The organism is Pandoraea pnomenusa, from assembly GCF_000767615.3.
GTDB lineage: Bacteria > Pseudomonadota > Gammaproteobacteria > Burkholderiales > Burkholderiaceae > Pandoraea > Pandoraea pnomenusa.
Genome location: NZ_CP009553.3, coordinates 2492307 through 2509093 on the forward strand (window position 1 = coordinate 2492307; position 16787 = coordinate 2509093).

Below are 16787 nucleotides of genomic sequence, written 5' to 3' on the forward strand. Positions count from 1 at the left end.
AGCGCAATGTGCGCTTGATTACTTGCGTGCAGGCAAGCTAGCATGGCGCAACGTACCGTTTCCTGAGACACGGGCAACGCTGTCCCGCCGGACCCGGGCAACCTTCGGATTGCTGCACGACGACGCTCGGCGTCGGGTCGATCAGGCGAGGCGCGCGTCGAGATGGCGAGATTGCAGCCCACGAACAGATGAGGCATCGACAATGCGGCTTCGAGAGTCTTGCTCGCGCTACAACAACGTTACAAAAGTCACCGCCGTCTGTCTGCTGGTCGTTGCGGCGATGGGTCCGGCGGGCGTCGGGCCCGCGCAGGCGGCTCCCGCGGGTGCCGGCAAGACCGGCAAACCTGCCACAGGCGCTGCCGCGGTCGCGGCCCCGGATGTGGCGTCCGGTGCCACAGCGGCATCCGACGCCGGTGCACTCGTCCTGGCGCCGCCCGCGCCCGGCACGAGCCAGCGGACGGTCACGTTCGCGCAACTTGGACAGACCAACGGTTTGCGCCTGCGCGGCACCGAAGGGTCGGGCGACGTAAGCTTCGGAATCCGACTCGATCAGACCGTGGCGTCGGCGCTGCTGCGTCTGCGCTACGCGTATTCTCCCGCGCTGCTTCCCGATCTCTCGCAACTCAAGGTATATCTGAACGAGGAGTTGATCGCCACGCTGCCGTTCAGCAAGCAGGACGGGGGCAAGAACCTCGTGCGCGAGATTGCGCTCGACCCCCGCATGCTCTCGGGCTTCAATCGCGTGCGTCTCGTGCTCATCGGGCATTACACGATGGAATGCGAGGACCCGACGCATTCCAGTCTCTGGGCCGACGTGAGCCCGCAAAGCGAGATCGTCACGAGCACGCAACCGCTTACGCTGCGCAACGACCTGGCCACGCTGCCGTCGCCGTTCTTCGATCGCCACGACAACCGCGATCAATCGATCCCTTTCGTTTTCGGCGCGCCGCCGTCGCTTGCCGTGGTGCACGCCGCCGGTGTGGTGGCGACCTGGGCGGGGGCGATCGGCGACTACCGCCGCACGCGCTTCCCGGTCTCGGTGAATGTGCTGCCGTCGAAGCACGCCATCGTGTTCGTCACGAACGACACCCTGTTGCCCGGGTTGGCGCTCTCGAAGGTCGATGCGCCGACGCTGCGCATGATGTCGAACCCGAACGACCCGTCGCTCAAGCTGCTGGTCGTTCAGGGGCGTGACGCCAAGGACCTGGAGACGGCGGCCCTTGCGCTCGTCTCCGGGCGCGCCGCGCTGTCGGGCGATACCGCGCGCATTGCCGCGCTCACGCCCTTGCCGCCGCGCCCGGCCTACGACGCGCCGCGCTGGGTTCGCACCGACCGTCCGGTGAAGTTCGGCGAGCTGGTGGAGAACCCCAACGACCTGCAGGCGAGCGGCTACATGCCGTGGCCGATTCGTATCCCGCTGAACCTGCCGGCCGACCTGCTGACCTGGCAGAACACTGGCGTGCCGATGGAGCTGAAGTATCGCTATACGCCGCCGGTCAAGGCCGACGACTCGTCGCTGAGCGTGTCGATCAACGACCAGTTCGTGCGGGCGTATCGTCTGCGTGCGGCCGGTGCCAGCGCCGACCGAAGCCACATGCTCGTCGATCTGCTGTCCGACGGCACCATGGCCGATCGCAAGTCGGTGCGCATCCCGGCGTTCCAGGTGGGCGCGCGCAACTCGCTGTCGTTCCAGTTTGCGATGGAGCCGCACAAGGAAGGCTTGTGCAGCCAGACGATCACCAATGCGGCGCGCTCGGCCATCGACGCCGATTCGACGATCGACTTCAGCGGTCTGCCGCACTACGCCGAGATGCCGAACCTGAACTTCTTCGTCGGCAGCGGCTTCCCGTTCACGAAATACGCCGATCTCGCGCAGACCGCCGTCGTGACGTCGAAAACACCCGACACCGCGGAGCTCGAAACGGTGTTCTCGGCGTTGGGCCAGTTTGGCCGTTCCACCGGAACCTATGCCGACCGCTTCGAGGTGCTCGACACCACGCAGACTGACCGCTTCAAGGATCGTGACCTGCTGCTCGTGGGCGGTAAGGACGTGGCGGCGCTGCTCAACAAGTGGGGCAAGAATCTGCCTCTGATCATCGACGAGCAGAGCCGCGTGCTGTCGGCGCAGCCGCAGGGTTTTCGCGGTGATGGCGCCACGGGGTCTTCCATGGCGGCGAGCCGCGTGGCGCCCGAGCGCATGGATGCGCAGTCGGACGGGATGTTGGCCGCACTGATCGGCTTCGAATCGCCGGTGAGTTCGTCGCGCTCGGTCGTGGCGATCAATGCGTCGAACGACGCGGCATTGCTCAAGGTCGTCAACGCCATCGACGACAACGTGCGCGGCTCGGCGATCCATGGCGATCTCGCGGTGGTGACCGACAATCGCACCGAGTCCTTCCGGCTTGGCAAGACCTACTTCGTGGGAGACGTGAGTTGGTGGACTCGCATTCGCTACCACCTCTCGAGTCACCCGATCCTGGTCGGCCTTGTGGCCTTGCTCGCGGCATTTGCGATCGCGCTCAAGTGCTTCGGCTGGCTGCAGCGTCGCGCTGCCCGTCGTCTGGAGAAGTAAATGGAATGCGCCGAGAGCTACGGCCGGCGCCGTCGTGCCGTGTTACGTGCGCTTGCAGCGTGCGGCGCGGGGCCGGTGCTCGCCGGCCTGTCGCAGACGGCGCACGCCGCGTCGCCGAACGCGGCACGTCCCGCGACATTCACCGACGGGGCGGGCAACAGCATGGGTGCGCGGTCATGCGCGGGTGCCGGCTGGCCTGACTGGACGCGCTTCAAGGCAGGCTTTCTGAGCGACGACGGACGCGTGATCGACCGCAGCGAGAGCGACCAGCGCACCGTGTCGGAGGGGCAGGCGTATGCGTTGATGTTCGCGCTCGTGGCGAACGATCGCGCCGCCTTCGACAGGGTACTGGATTGGACCGTCAACAACCTGGCGAGGGGCGACCTCACCGCGCATCTTCCCGCGTGGCTCTGGGGGCGAAAGGACGACGGCCAGTGGGGCGTGCTCGACACCAATCCCGCGAGCGACGCCGACATGTGGATCGCTTACGCGCTAGGCGAGGCGGGCCGACTGTGGAAGGAGCGACGCTACTTCGCACTGGGCGCACTGCTCGCCCGGCGCATTGCCGCCGAGGAGACAGATTTCGTACCGGGGCTCGGGCGCACGCTGCTCCCGGCGCCCGTCGGCTTCCACCCGGCCAAGGATCTCTGGCGACTCAACCCGAGTTACGTGCCGATGCAGGTGGTCAGGCGTCTGGCAGGATTGTTCCCGGACAGTGGATGGGCGCAACTGATCACGTCCTCGCTCAAGCAGATCACGCTGACGGCGCCGCCGCTGGGTTTCGCGCCTGAATGGGCGATGTATCGCGCCGGTCGCGGCTTCGAGATCGATCCGGAAACGAAGGGCGAAGGCAGCTACAACGCCATCCGTGTTTATCTCTGGGCAGGCATGCTGGCACCGGGAGGCGATGACTTTCGCGCGTTGACGCATAGCTTCGGCGGCATGCTCAAATACGTTGCGCAGCATGGCGCGCCGCCCGAGCGGGTGAATACGCGCGACGGTACGGCGAACCGCGACGGCGGGTCCGGCTTCTCGGCGGCGCTCGTGCCGCTGCTGCACGCCGTGGGCGACACGGCGCAAGCGCAGGCGCAGGCGGCGCGCGCACGCTCGCTCGATGCGCAATCGGCCCCGGGCTACTACAGTTCGGTGCTTTCGCTGTTCGGTCTTGGTTGGCAGGACGGGCGCTACCGCTTTGCCGCCGACGGCACGTTGCAGGTGCCATGGGAGGCGGCTTGCGCCACACGCTGATCCGCTCCGCATGCATGACATGCCTGTTGATGGCCGCAGGCGCTGTGCACGTGCGCGCGGCTCCGGGGCCGACGTCGTCGACTGCCGGCGCCAACGGGGCCAACGCCGGGGCCGGCGGCGCGGTCGCGGCCAATCGCGACGTCGGCAATCTGCTCGCCAGCGCCGTGCTCTGGCAGGCCCGACATCGCAACGATCTCGCGCGTGCCGCGCTGGAAAAGGCGTTGCTCGTGCAGCCCGACCAGCCGGATGCCCTGTCGCTGCTCGGCCAGATCGAGATCGAGGAAAATCATCCGCAGCAGGCAAACCAGGCGTTGCAGAAGCTTCGTGCGCGTTATCCGAACGCCCCGGCGACGAAAGCCCTGGCGGATGTGATCCGTGTGAACACGGTCGACAAGTCCCGAATCGCACGTGCGCGATTGCTTCAACGCAGCGGCCAGGCCGACGCCGCGTTTGCCGAATACAAGGCGCTGTTCCCCGACGGCCCGCCGACGGGCCAACTCGGCGTGGAATACTTCCGGGCGCAAGCCAATGCGACCAACGGCTGGCCGGCCGCGCAACAGGGGTTGGCCGATCTGGCCAGACGCTCGCCGAACGATACGCGCGCTGCCCAGTCGCTGGCCGAGCTCATGATCGACCGGCCTTCGACGCGGCTCGCGGGCACGCGCATGGTGGCCGAGCTCGCGGCGCGCCCGAACGCCGACATGAACGCGCTGCTGCCGCTCTGGCAGAAGGGGTTATCCAAGGCCGACGGCAACCTCGCCTGGCTGCCGCTGTATCAGCGTTATCTGGCGCTCGCGCCGAACGATGCCGACATCCGCTCGGCGTATGACAAGCTCAACGCGCAGCAGGCCGCCCGCACGCGCATGCTCAGCGATCCCGCATACCAGTCGCGGCAGGCGGGCATCAAGGCGCTTGATCAGGGGCGCCTGGGCGAGGCCGAGAAGTCGCTCGATGCGGCGCGCGCCAAACGGCCGAACGACGGCGAGTTGCTCGGCTCGCTCGGGCTGGTGAAGATGCGCCAGGGCGATCACAAGGCGGCCCAGGCGCTGTTTGCCGAAGCGCTGCGCAAGGATCCGGAGAACGCGGGCAAGTGGCGCAGCCTGCTCAAGACATCGCAGTTCTGGGGCGCCATGTCGGCCGCGCGCGAAGCCCGCGACGCCGGCCGACTGGCCGAAGCCGACCGTCTGGTGCGCAGCGCGCTGGCAAGCGATCCTCGCAATCCTGACGGACTCGCATTGCTCGGCGACATTGCGCTCGACGACAAGCGCGATGACGACGCCGAGCGACTTTTCCAGCAGGCGCTGAAGATCGAGCCCGACAACGATACGGCGCTGCGCGGAATGATCACGCTGTATTCGCGCCAGCAACGCCGCACGGCGCTTGCGAATCTGCTCGGCGACCTGCGCCGCCGTTTCCCACAGGACAAGGCGCGCTTCGACAAGGCAGAATCGGCGGCGCTCGCCGACGACGCCGAGCGCCTGATTGCCCGGGGGCACAACGGCCCGGCACTCGCGGCGCTCGAGCGTGCGGTCGCACTCGATCCGGGCAACGCCTGGACGCGTTATTCGCTCGCCAGCCTGTACCGGAAATTGCGTCTGCCGCAAATCGGCCGTGAGGTGATGGCCGAAGGCATGCGAGTGCCGCTCGACCCTGACGACCGGGCGCAAATGCTGTATGCGCAAGCGATCTACCTGAACGTGATCGACGACGAGGCCGGCGCGCGCGCTTCGCTCGCGCAGATTCCGGCGGCGAACGCCACACCGTCGATCAAACGCATGCAAACGACACTCGCCATTCGCGATGCGGCGCGCGAGGCACGCGAGGCACGAGCGGCCGGCGACGACGCACAGGCCGAAGCGCGCTATCGCGAAGCGTTGGCCATGGCGGGCGACGATCCCGAGCTGATCGGCGAAGTGGCCCGGGCGCGCGTGGCGGCCGGTCAGCCGGAGCAGGGGCTGGCGCTCATGCGCGATTGGCTCGCCGCGCATGCCGACAAGCCGCAGCCGGATGCCCAGCTGCGCTATGCCGAGCTGCTCAACACCGCGGAGCGGGATGCGGAGCTCGGTACGTTCCTGGCCAGCATGGACCCGGCCGTCCTTGGCGCCGATCAGCGCGACGAATGGCGGGACCTGCAGGATCGGCTCGCGCTGCGCCAGGCCGACCGCGCGCGCGCGCTGGGCGACTTCACCACGGCACGCGCGAAGCTCGATCCGTTGCTCTCGCGCCAGCCGCCCGACAAGCGCGCCTTGTCGACGTTGGGCGACATCTATTTCGACGAGCGGCGCTATGACGACGCTCGCAAGATCGCCGAAGATCAGATCCGTCAGGACCCGAACGATCAGGACGCACGGCTTTCGCTCGTACGCGTGCTCTACGAGATGCAGGACGACGAGGCCGCCAATCGCGAGCTCGATCGCGCGCTGGCCGAGGCGCCGCCCGACGACGTCTGGACGCAGTTGGCCGCGGTACGACGCCTGAATGCGATGCAGCGCTACGACGAAGCCATCGCGTTGAACGACAGGCTGCGCGCGCAGTTTCCCGATACGCCTGCGGTGACGGTGCAACGCGGTCGAATCGCGCAATCGCAACGCCACTACAACGAGGCCAAGGCGTGGTACGACCAGGCACGCAAGGAAGAGATCGTGCAGGGGGCATTGCCGGGCTATGACGGCATGACATCGGCCGAATCGGCGATCGATTCGCTCGAGGCGCGGCGCAACAGTTATGTCGCGGCGGGCTATGAAATCGACCAGAAGAAGGGCGACGGCGGCATTTCGATGTTCAACGCGCGGGCCGTGCCGCTGTATGGTCAATATGCCGTGGGTTACGACGGCCATGTGTTTGCCCAGACCGATTACGTCAGCGCGGACTCGGGCGACCTGCCGCTCAATGGCACTTCGGAATTCGGCACGCTGCCGTTGCTGAACGTGCCGTCGTTTCGAGCGGCCAATCCCGGGGTGCTCGCCGACTATGGCACGAAGCGGCAGAAGGCGCACGGACAGGCGCTCATGCTCGGCTACGAGAACGACTGGATTCGCGCCGACATCGGCCACACGCCGATCGGCTTCCCCGTATCGTATGTGACGGGCGGCGTGCGCCTGTTCGGCAATCTGGGGCGCTATAACTATTGGGTCGATGCGTCGCGCCGCCCGATGACCGGCAGCATGGTGTCATACGCCGGCGCGAATCTGCCGCTGCCCGAGATCTTCGGGGACGGCAAGTGGGGCGGCGTGAGACGCGACGCGCTCACGTTCCACGCGTCGCGCGACTTCCCCAAGTGGGGCATCTTCGGCGAGGCAAGCGTGGCGCGGCTCACCGGGGAGAATGTGCTCAACAATACGGAAGTGTCGGCGCGCGCCGGCGTGGATCTGCCGCTCATCTACAAGCGCGACATGCGCATGAACACGGGCGTGACGCTGTTCTTCGACAGCTTTGCGCAGAATGAGCGTTTCTATACCTATGGCCACGGCGGCTATTACAGCCCGCAGACCTACGTGTCTCTGACACTGCCGCTGGAGTGGTACGGTCGCACCCAGCGCTGGTCGTACTACCTGCGCGGCTCGGTGTCCTTCTCGCAAAGTCAGGAGAAGTCGATGCCTTACTTCCCCACGAACGGCGCGCTGCAAGCGGCCAGTGGCGACCTCACGTATGGGTCCGGCGGCGGTTTCGGTGTCGGTTTCTCGTTGCTCGGGCGTGCCGAATACTGGATCAACCGGCACTGGGTGATCGGGGGGCAGGTGCAGTTCGAACGCTCCGACTACTATGCGCCGAACCGCTTCCTTGTCTATATGCGGTACCACTTCGATGCCCGTCGCGGCGATGTCCCGATGCCGCCGTCGCCGGTTCGCCCGATCTGGAGTTACTGACTTATGCGCGACTGCATCGATGTCACCTTCAACGCGCCGGATTTGCGTGCACCGCGCCCGGCGGCCAGTGCCACCGACTGGGAGGTCGCATGCTGACGCTCATCGCCGTCGTCTCGAGCGCGGGAGGGGCTGGCCGCAGTACGGTGTGCGCACACCTGGCCACGCAACTGGCTCATGCGTCGCATCCGGCCGCCGTGATCGAGCTCGATGCGCAGAACAGTCTTGCCGCGCTGCTCGGCTTGCGCGAAACCTGCGAGGCGGGCGTGCTGACCGAGGGTGTCGCGCCCGATGGTTGGCGCACGATCGTGCGCGACACTCCGCCAGGCGTCGCGCTGCTGCCCGCCGGACACAGCAATGCCGCGAGCGTCGCAGCCATGGCGCAGTGGCTGCGCGACGACACCGGCGGACTGCGTCGCCAACTCGGCGCTGCGGGATTGCCCGATGGCGCCCGGGTGTTCATCGACACGCCGCGACTTCCGGACGCGATGACACAGGCATTGATGGCGAGCGCCGATCTGGTGCTGGGGGTCGTGCCGGTCACCACGACCGGCTGCGTCACGCAACCCGATCTGATGACCGCATGCGCCGGACGTGTGCAGATGGTGCCGAACCTGGCCGCAGCGAGCTCGCCGCTCAACAACGACTTGCTGCATCTGATCCAGGGGCGCGGTGGGGATGCCGTCGTGCCGTTGCGCATTCACCGCGATGAAGCCGTCGGTATTGCCGGCGCCGCCGGCGAACCGTTGGCGAAGGCCGGACACGGCTCGCAGGCCGCGCTCGACTTCGTTGAGCTCGCGGCCTGGGTGCTGCGCGCCACGACGCCCGACGACGGGACCGGCACGCCGGGCTCGGCGGGGAGGGCGGTACCATGATCCGCGATACGCTGGCGTCCGTGTACAAGCTTGGGCGCGAAATCGCGGCGCGTCGCCTGTCCGTGCCGCATCGACCGGACGGTCGCCCGCCCGGTGTGGTGCAATGGCTGCTCGCCGCGACGCTGCGGGCGCCGGAACACCGCCTGTGGATCACGCGGCGGGGCGATCATGTCGTGGCGCGGCTGGCCATGCGGCTCGACGTGCGCCAACTCGACCAGTGGCGCGACTGGTGGCTGCGCGCACTGTTCCAGCCCCCGCGCAGCGGACGGCCCGACTACCCGGGGCGTGCCTTCGCGTGGATCAATGAGCGCGTCACGCAGCGACTCGACCTGCCCGTCGACGCGGGCTTCTGGAAGATGGTGCGGGCGCTGCTGTGGCGTCGCGCGGACCGGCGTCCGCCATTTCCGCCGTACTCCGCGTGGCTCGCATTTCGCGCCTGCAACGAACGCGCGCGGTTGTGGGTGGTGCAGACGCTCTTCGGCATTCCGCCCGACACGCCGGCACAACTCGCGCACCGATTCGACAAACAACTCGAGCGCGTCATGGCCTGGCGCCTGACCTCCACGATCGTTGCGCTGTTTGGGCTGATGGGCGTGTTCTGGATCGTGACCACGCCGTTCGATCCCTTCGAGCAGTTGTTGTTCTCGCTGTGCACACTCGCGCTGGCACTGGTATTTCGCCGTCTCGACAGCCAGTACTCGGTGCTGGTGCTGATCGGCCTGTCGCTGATCTCGACGATTCGCTACGTGTGGTGGCGCCTGACGCAGTCGCTCGCGTTTGACACGCTGCCCGAGGCCATCGTCGGCTACACGCTTGTTGCCGCCGAAATGTACACATGGATGATCTTGCTGTTCGGCTACATCCAGACCGTCTGGCCGTTGCATCGCCGTATCACGCCGCTGCCGCCGGACACGCGCCTCTGGCCAAGCGTTGACGTCTACATTCCGACCTACAACGAGGGGCTCGATGTGGTGCGCCCGACCGTGTATGCCGCATGCGGGATCGACTGGCCGCCGGAGAAACTCAACATCTATCTGCTCGACGACGGGCGTCGCGACGAGATGCGTCGGTTCGCCGAGCAGGCCGGCGTGCATTACGTCACGCGAGCGGACAATCGCCATGCCAAGGCGGGCAATATCAATCACGCGCTTGGCCAGACGCAGGGCGAGTTCATCGCGATCTTCGATTGCGATCACATCCCCGTGCGCTCCTTCCTGCAAACGACGATGGGCGCGTTTCTCAAGGACGAACGTTGTTCGCTCGTGCAGACCCCGCACCATTTCTTTTCCGACGATCCTTTCGAGCGCAACCTCGCCACGCGCGGTGCGGTGCCAAACGAAGGGCGGCTTTTCTATGGCGTGGTGCAGGACGGCAACGACTTCTGGAACGCGTCGTTCTTCTGCGGCTCCTGCGCGGTGCTGCGCCGCACGGCACTCGATGAAGTCGGTGGCGTGGCCGTGGAGACCGTGACGGAGGACGCCCATACGGCGCTCAAGATGCACCGTCGTGGCTGGAATACCGTGTATCTGAAGGTGGTGCAGGCGGCGGGGCTGGCCACCGAGTCGCTCTCCGGGCACGTGGGGCAACGCATTCGTTGGGCCCGCGGCATGGCGCAGATCTTTCGCGTGGACAATCCGCTGTTCGGGCGCGGCCTGAAGTTCGGCCAGCGGATCTGTTACGCGAACGGCATGCTGCATTTCTTCTATGGCATTCCGCGTATTATTTTCCTGCTCGCCCCGATCTGCTACCTGTTCTTCGGTCTGCACATCGTGCAGGCCGCGGCGCTGAGCATTTGCGCCTATGTCCTGCCGCACATCGCCCATGCGAACATCGCGAACTCGCGCATCCAGGGCAAATACCGTCATTCGTTCTGGTCGGATGTCTACGAGGCCGTACTGGCGTGGTACGTGGCGCTGCCGACCACGGTCGCGTTCATCAATCCGCGCTATGGCAAGTTCAACGTGACGGCCAAGGGTGGGCTGATCGAGCAGAGCTTCTTCGACTGGAGCATCTCGAAACCCTATCTGGTGCTGCTGGGTTTCAACTTGCTGGGCTTTCTCGCCGGCATCGTCCGGTACTTCTACGGACCGTCGGGCGAGGGCGGGGCCCTGGGGTTCAATCTGGCGTGGGTGACGTTCAACCTGGCGGTGCTCGGAGCGGCTGTCGCGGTGGCAACGGAAGTCAGGCAGGTACGGCGCACGCACCGCGTGACGATACGCCTGCCCGCCACGCTCTATCTGCCCGACGGCCGCGCGATGGCATGCCACACGCGAGACTTCTCGGGCGGCGGTCTGGCGCTGCAATTGCCGGTAGCGCTGAACTTGACGGCCGGTACCGAGGCGCAGGTGGCGCTCACGCGCGGCGAAACCGAATACGGCTTTCCGGTAAGCGTGGTCGGCGCGCGAGGACATGACCTGTTCCTTGCCTTCTTGCCTCTCACGCCGGAGCAGGACAAGCATTTGGTGCAATTCACCTTCGGGCGTGCCGACGCGTGGCGCGACTGGGACGCGGAGCGCACGCGCGACGAGCCGATCAAGGCGCTTTTCGAAATGCTGGCGATGGGCCTGCGGGGCTATCAGGTGCTGGCGAACTATTTGCTGAGCAAACTGGTGACTCGCTGGCAGAATCGTCTGCGCGGCGCACGTCATACGTGAGGAAATCCCACGATGGGTATCTGGAACCTCTATTTCATTCTCAAGCTGTTGCTGCTGTGGGCGGGCATCATCGGCTTCCATGTGCTGCCGAACCTCGTCTTGGCGCTGTTGCTCGCGATTCGCCTGCGGCCACGCTGGGCGCGCATCACCCGGCAGGTCATTGCCATTCCGGTGGGCGCGGCATTGCTTTACTACGACTCGAACCTGCCGCCGTTCGGCCGCTTCATCGAACAGCTGCCCGCGCTGCTGCAGTTCCGCTTCTCCTACATCGTCGAGTTGCTCGGGCGCTTCGTTTCCGCGCGTGACTGGCTGCTGCTGGCCATCCTGCTGCTTGTCTACTGGATCGTGAATCGTTGGGTGCGAGTGACGACGTTCGTGCTGCTCGCGCTGCTGATCGTGCCCGGCATGCTGCGCGTGAGCTCGCTCGTGTCGGTTCCGCCGGTGGTGGCCGCGCAGGGCGATACCGCGGCGGTGGCGACCGGCCCGGCCGCGGACGCGAACGGCGCCGCGGCGACGACGGGCGAGTTCGTTGTCGGCGACGGCGAGGTGCCTCCGGGCCCCACGCCGAACGCGGCGCTCAGCAGCTTCTATGCACGTGAGCTCACCCGCTCGGTCTCGTTGCCGGCCCAGGCGGGCGCGGGGCCCGACTACGACATCATCTTCCTGCACATCTGCTCGCTCGCGCAGGACGATCTGGACGTCGACAATCTGGAAAACCAGCCGCTGCTCTCGCGCTTCGATTTCATCTTCAAGAACTTCAACTCGGCGGCGAGCTACAGCGGACCGGCGGCCATCCGCGTATTGCGCGCCGGCTGCGGTCAACCGACGCACAAGGCGCTGTACGACCCGGCAGGCCCGCAATGCTATGTCATGAGCGATTTGAAGAATCTCGGCTTCACGCCCTCGCTCGCCATGAACCACGACGGGCACTTCGACAATTTCATGCAGGAGGTGCAGCAAAACTTCAATGTGCCGGGCGTCGCACCGTTCGACAACACGCACACCCGCGTGTCCATGCGCGCCTTCGACGAAACCCCGATCCGCTCCGACGGCGACGTGCTGCAAGCGTGGTGGAAACAACGCACCGCGATGCCGGACAAGCGCGTGGCGCTCTACTACAACACGATCTCGCTGCACGACGGCAATCGTCTCGAAGGCTCGAAGCTCTCGAGCGTGCAGAGTTACCCGATTCGCGCAAAGGCCATGTTCGACGACTTTGGCCAGTTCATCGACACCATCGAGAAGTCGGGGCGCAAGGCGATCGTCGTGTTCGTGCCCGAACATGGGGCGGCACTGCGCGGCAGCAAGCTGCAGATTTCCGGCATGCGCGAGATTCCGCTGCCCGAAATCACCCATGTGCCGGTGGCGGTCAAGCTGGTGGGCTTCGGCGCCGGCGCGACGGCCTCGCATGGCAGGCCGATCGCGATCTCCACGCCCACGAGTTATCTGGCGCTCATGACGCTTGTCTCGCATCTCGTCGCGAACAACCCCTTCGCGGGCGCGCCCGACCTGGCGCCTTACGCCAACGATTTGCCACAGACAGCCTTCGTGTCGGAAAACGAACAGACAACCGTCATGAAGTACGGCGGCAAGATCATGATTCGCGGCGTGGATGGCGTCTGGCTCGATCTGAAATCCGTCGAGTAGCGCTCAAGCGGTCCTTGAACCGCTCGCACACCGGTTTGCCCGGAATCGCGCATACTGTGCGTCTTGCCCGAGCGTGCTCGCCCGGGCGCGTGCGCGCGGACGGTACCGCGCAGTACCATCGCCAGAACCGAACCTTCCGGGAGTTACCGTGCAATACACGAAATTCGGCCGCACCGGCCTGACCGTTTCCCGCCTGTGCCTGGGGACCATGACGTTCGGTCTCCAGACCGAAGAGGCGGCAAGCCACGCCATCCTCGATCGCGCTACCGACGCGGGCGTGAACTTTATCGACGTCGCCGACGTTTACCCGCTCGGCGCCGACACGTCGCTGGCAGGCCGTACCGAGGAGATCGTCGGCCGCTGGCTCAAGGGGCGGCGCGACAAGTTCATCGTGGCCACGAAAGCCTGCGGCCAGATGGGGCCGTCGCCGTGGGACAAGGGGGCATCGCGCAAGCACCTGCTCGACGCGATCGACGCCTCGCTGGCCCGTCTGGGAACGGATTACGTCGATCTGTATCAACTGCACTCCGACGACACGGAAACCCCCATCGACGAGACGCTCGAAGCCCTCGATACCATCGTGAAGTCGGGCAAGGCGCGCTACATCGGCGTGTCGAACTATCTGGCGTATCGTCTCGCCCGGGCGTTGGGCCGCGCCGACGTGCTGCGCGCGACGCGTTTCGTTTCGGTGCAACCGCGCTACAACCTGCTGTTCCGCCAGATCGAACGCGAACTGCTGCCGCTCGCGAGCGAGGAAGGTCTTGCCGTGATTCCCTACAATCCGCTCGCCGGTGGGCTGCTCACGGGCAAGTATCGTCACGACGCCGCGCCCAACGAGGGCCGTTTCACCGCAACGGTCGGCAAGGCCGGCGCGATGTACCAGCAGCGCTACTGGCATGAGCGCGAGTTCGAGACCATCGAAGCGCTCAAGGGCATCGCGAAAGACGCCGGCGAGTCGCTCACGCGACTGTCGCTCGCCTGGGTGCTGGCCAATCCGGTCGTCACCTCGGCCATCATCGGTGCGAGTCGCGTCGACCAGTTGAGCGAGACGCTCGGCACCATCGATTACGCCCTCGACCCGGCGCTCAAAGCGAAGCTCGATGACGCCTCGCACGCGTATCGCTGGGGCGACGCAGCGCGCTAAAGCGAGATGACGTGCCATCGCGTGCCATCGGGCTGCATCACGCGCCATGGCGCGCGATGCAGCCCGATGAAGCACGATGAAGCACGATGTCGGGCCGTGAGCGGCCGTCGTGCGGAGACACGGTTCGCTGTTTTCCGATCCGCGCCGGCGCTGGCTCGCGCCACGCTGGCGCAGGTCGGTCATCGGGCGGTATAGTGGAAACATCGCGCGGCCGGTTTGCCAGTCGAAACCCTCGGGTGCGTGCGATTTTTCGTCACTTTCCACGCGAGGCCTTCCATGACAAAACGCATCCTGCTGGCCACCGACGGTAGCGAGTCGTCGCGCCGGGCGTTGCGCGAGGCCGCCGCCTTTGCCCGCAAGGGCGACGTGATTCGCGTCATTCATACCGTCGAAGATCCCGTGACGCTGCTCACGTCGGCCTTCGGCAAACTCATCGATCTGGAACAGGTGCGCCGGGACATGCAGCGCGAGGGCGAGGAGCATCTCGCCCGCGCGGTGCTGTACCTGCGCGAAGAGGGATTCGACGACGCGCAGGCGCACCTGATCGATCTGCGAACGACGGGCGAGACAGTGCCCGAAGCCATCAGGCGCGAAGCCATCGAGTGTGGCGCCGACATCATCGTCGTTGGCACGCACGGCCGCAGCGGTGTGCGGCGTGCCATGCTGGGCAGCGTGGCCGAACAGATCCTGCGCAGCGCCGAAGTGCCGGTGATGCTCGTTGCCGGCGAGGCGCGTCCGCATGCGCCACTGCGTGCCGGCGGGCACTATGAACAGATCCTCGTCGCGCTGGACGACAGTGAGACGTCGCGCCGCGCTTTCGACTATGCGCTGTCGCTCGCGCGCACCCATGGCGCATTGCTGCGCGTGGTGCACGTGCTCGATCTACCGGGCCCGTTCATCGCCGGCTTCGACCCGGAGCCGTTGCTCCATGCGGTACGCGCGGTCGGCGACCAGGTGCGCAACTGGGCGCGACAACGGATGCATGAAGCGGGCGTGCCGGGCGAGGTGGAAATGCGGGAGATTCAGCCGGTTGGCGAAGGGGTGGCCGATCAGATCATCGCCTCGGGCAAGGATGCCGACGTCGATCTGATCGTGCTTGGCACGCATGGACGGCGCGGTTTCCGGCGCTTCGCGCTGGGCAGCGTGGCCGAGGAAACCGCCCGCAACGCGGGTCGGCCGGTGTTGTTGTTGCCCGCCCACGCGAGTCATGTCTGACATGACTGGCATGCAGGGCGGGCCGGCGGTCCGGGCGGTCCGGGGGCTTCGGCCCCGTGCCGCAACGTCTGAGCGCGTCGCGGCGTCAGGGCAAGGCAACGCGCTTCAGGCGGTCGGGCCGAGTTCGGCGAGCAGCGTCTTGAGCGGCGTCGCGGCATCGGCCAGACGAGCGGGGTCGATGACCGCGCGACGGCCGACCAGTTCGCGAGCGGCCAGAAACTCCTGCGCACGGTTGATGCTTGCCGCTGCAACCATGGCGCCGTCGCGCAGATAGAACAGCATGAACACCGCCGCGCCCTGTGCATCCGGCAAACGGCGCTCGACGACGGCATCGTGACCCTCTGTCATGCCGACCATCTGCAACTTCGCATTGAATTGATCCGACCAGAACCACGGCTCGGTGGCAACGGCCTTCGGCGTTTCGCCATGGACCACGCTCGCGGCCACCTTGGCCATTTCGCTGGCGCTGGGCACTGACTCCAGTCGAATGCGGCGGCCCAGGGCCGGGTGCGCGTGATGCGCGCAGTCGCCCACGGCGAGAATCGCCGGGTCGCTCGTGCGGGCGAATTCGTCGACGACGATGCCGTTGTCGACCTGCAAACCGGCGGCCTGCGCCAGCTCGGTGTTGGGGATCAGGCCGATGCCTACGACGACCACGTCCGCCGGCAGGCGCTTCTCGCCGGCGACAACCGCCACGACGTTGCCCGATGCATCCCGCTCCAGCGCGGTGACGCCGACACCGGTTTGCACGTCCACGCCGTTGTCGCGATGCAGCGTGGCGAAGAAGCCGGCCAGGTCGGCTTCCGCCACACGGGCGAGCAGACGCGGGGCAGCCTCCAGGAGGGTCACCGACGTACCGGCCTTGACGGCGCTGGCCGCCACTTCCAGACCGATATAGCCGCCGCCGACCACCACGACGCGCTTGCCGGGGGTGAGCGCCTCGCGCAGGCGCTGCGCGTCGGCGATGTTGCGCAGGTAATGGACATTCGGCGCCTGAGCGCCCGGCAGCGGCAGCGCACGGACCCGCCCGCCCAGCGCGAGCACCAGATGGTCATAGCGGAGTGTCTCGCCGTCATCGAACGTCACGGTGCGTGCGGCGCGGTCGATGGCGGTGGCCGTCACGCCCAGCCGCACATCGATCTCTGCCTTCTCCCAGGCATCTGCCGGACGAATCAGCAAACTGGCTTCGTCGGCCTGACCGGCCAGAAACGCCTTCGAGAGCGGCGGGCGGCGATACGGCAGGTGCGTTTCGCTGCCCGCAAGGACGATGCGGCCAGAGTAGCCGAGTTGGCGCAGGGCGAGGGCGGTTTCGCCGCCAGCCTGGCCGGCGCCGAGAATGACGGTGGTGGAAATGGCTTCGGACATGGACATGAGAGCTGAAGAATTCGGCCGCCAGTGTAATGCATCGGCGCATCGGTGGCGTCCCGGATACCGCCAAGACAGCATTTGCGCGCGATGCACCGGAGGCATTCGATACCCGCGATCATTCCGCCGCGCCAGGCCGAGTCCGCGTGTTATGACAGATAAAACCTTCGTCGCAAAGGTGTCGTTCCAGTGTTCATGCGGGTT

Annotated in this window: 9 protein-coding genes; 8 read left to right on the forward strand and 1 reads right to left on the reverse strand. The window is 66.4% G+C overall.

Annotated elements, in window-relative coordinates:
- Positions 1-202: 202 nt before the first annotated feature.
- The 8 genes from bcsB (at position 203) to LV28_RS35215 (ending at position 15218) form a co-directional block, all read left to right on the forward strand.
- Positions 203-2572 carry a cellulose biosynthesis cyclic di-GMP-binding regulatory protein BcsB gene (bcsB, locus tag LV28_RS35180; protein WP_048806359.1) on the forward strand — a complete coding sequence of 790 codons (2370 nt, stop codon included), beginning with the start codon at positions 203-205 and terminating at the stop codon, positions 2570-2572.
- Complete coding sequence (gene bcsZ / locus LV28_RS35185) at positions 2573-3820, forward strand: cellulose synthase complex periplasmic endoglucanase BcsZ (protein ID WP_038617669.1); 1248 nt, start codon at positions 2573-2575, stop codon at positions 3818-3820.
- 29 nt (positions 3821-3849) lie between these two features.
- Positions 3850-7686: a cellulose synthase subunit BcsC-related outer membrane protein gene (locus tag LV28_RS35190; RefSeq protein ID WP_158516337.1), complete on the forward strand. Its 3837-nt coding sequence runs from the start codon at positions 3850-3852 to the stop codon at positions 7684-7686.
- An 89-nt stretch (positions 7687-7775) separates the two neighbouring features.
- Positions 7776-8558: a cellulose synthase operon protein YhjQ/BcsQ gene (locus LV28_RS35195; protein WP_023595827.1), complete on the forward strand. Its 783-nt coding sequence runs from the start codon at positions 7776-7778 to the stop codon at positions 8556-8558.
- Complete coding sequence (bcsA, locus tag LV28_RS35200) at positions 8555-11212, forward strand: UDP-forming cellulose synthase catalytic subunit (RefSeq protein WP_038617666.1); 2658 nt, start codon at positions 8555-8557, stop codon at positions 11210-11212. The genes LV28_RS35195 and bcsA overlap by 4 nt, the downstream gene beginning before the upstream one ends.
- Before the next feature lie 12 nt (positions 11213-11224).
- Positions 11225-12859 carry a cellulose biosynthesis protein BcsG gene (bcsG, locus tag LV28_RS35205; protein WP_025249107.1) on the forward strand — a complete coding sequence of 545 codons (1635 nt, stop codon included), beginning with the start codon at positions 11225-11227 and terminating at the stop codon, positions 12857-12859.
- A gap of 148 nt (positions 12860-13007) precedes the next feature.
- Positions 13008-14003, forward strand: a complete 996-nt coding sequence (locus LV28_RS35210; RefSeq protein WP_023595830.1) for an aldo/keto reductase — start codon at positions 13008-13010, stop codon at positions 14001-14003.
- Positions 14004-14279: 276 nt separating this feature from the next.
- A complete protein-coding gene (locus LV28_RS35215) occupies positions 14280-15218 on the forward strand; it encodes a universal stress protein (protein ID WP_048806358.1) in 939 nt (312 codons plus the stop codon).
- A gap of 105 nt (positions 15219-15323) precedes the next feature.
- Here the strand turns inward: LV28_RS35215 and LV28_RS35220 are convergent, their stop codons facing one another.
- The gene (locus LV28_RS35220; RefSeq protein WP_038617662.1) at positions 15324-16589 is read right to left on the reverse strand and encodes an NAD(P)/FAD-dependent oxidoreductase; all 1266 of its coding nucleotides are present in this window, start codon (positions 16587-16589) and stop codon (positions 15324-15326) included.
- Between the last annotated feature and the right edge of the window lie 198 nt (positions 16590-16787).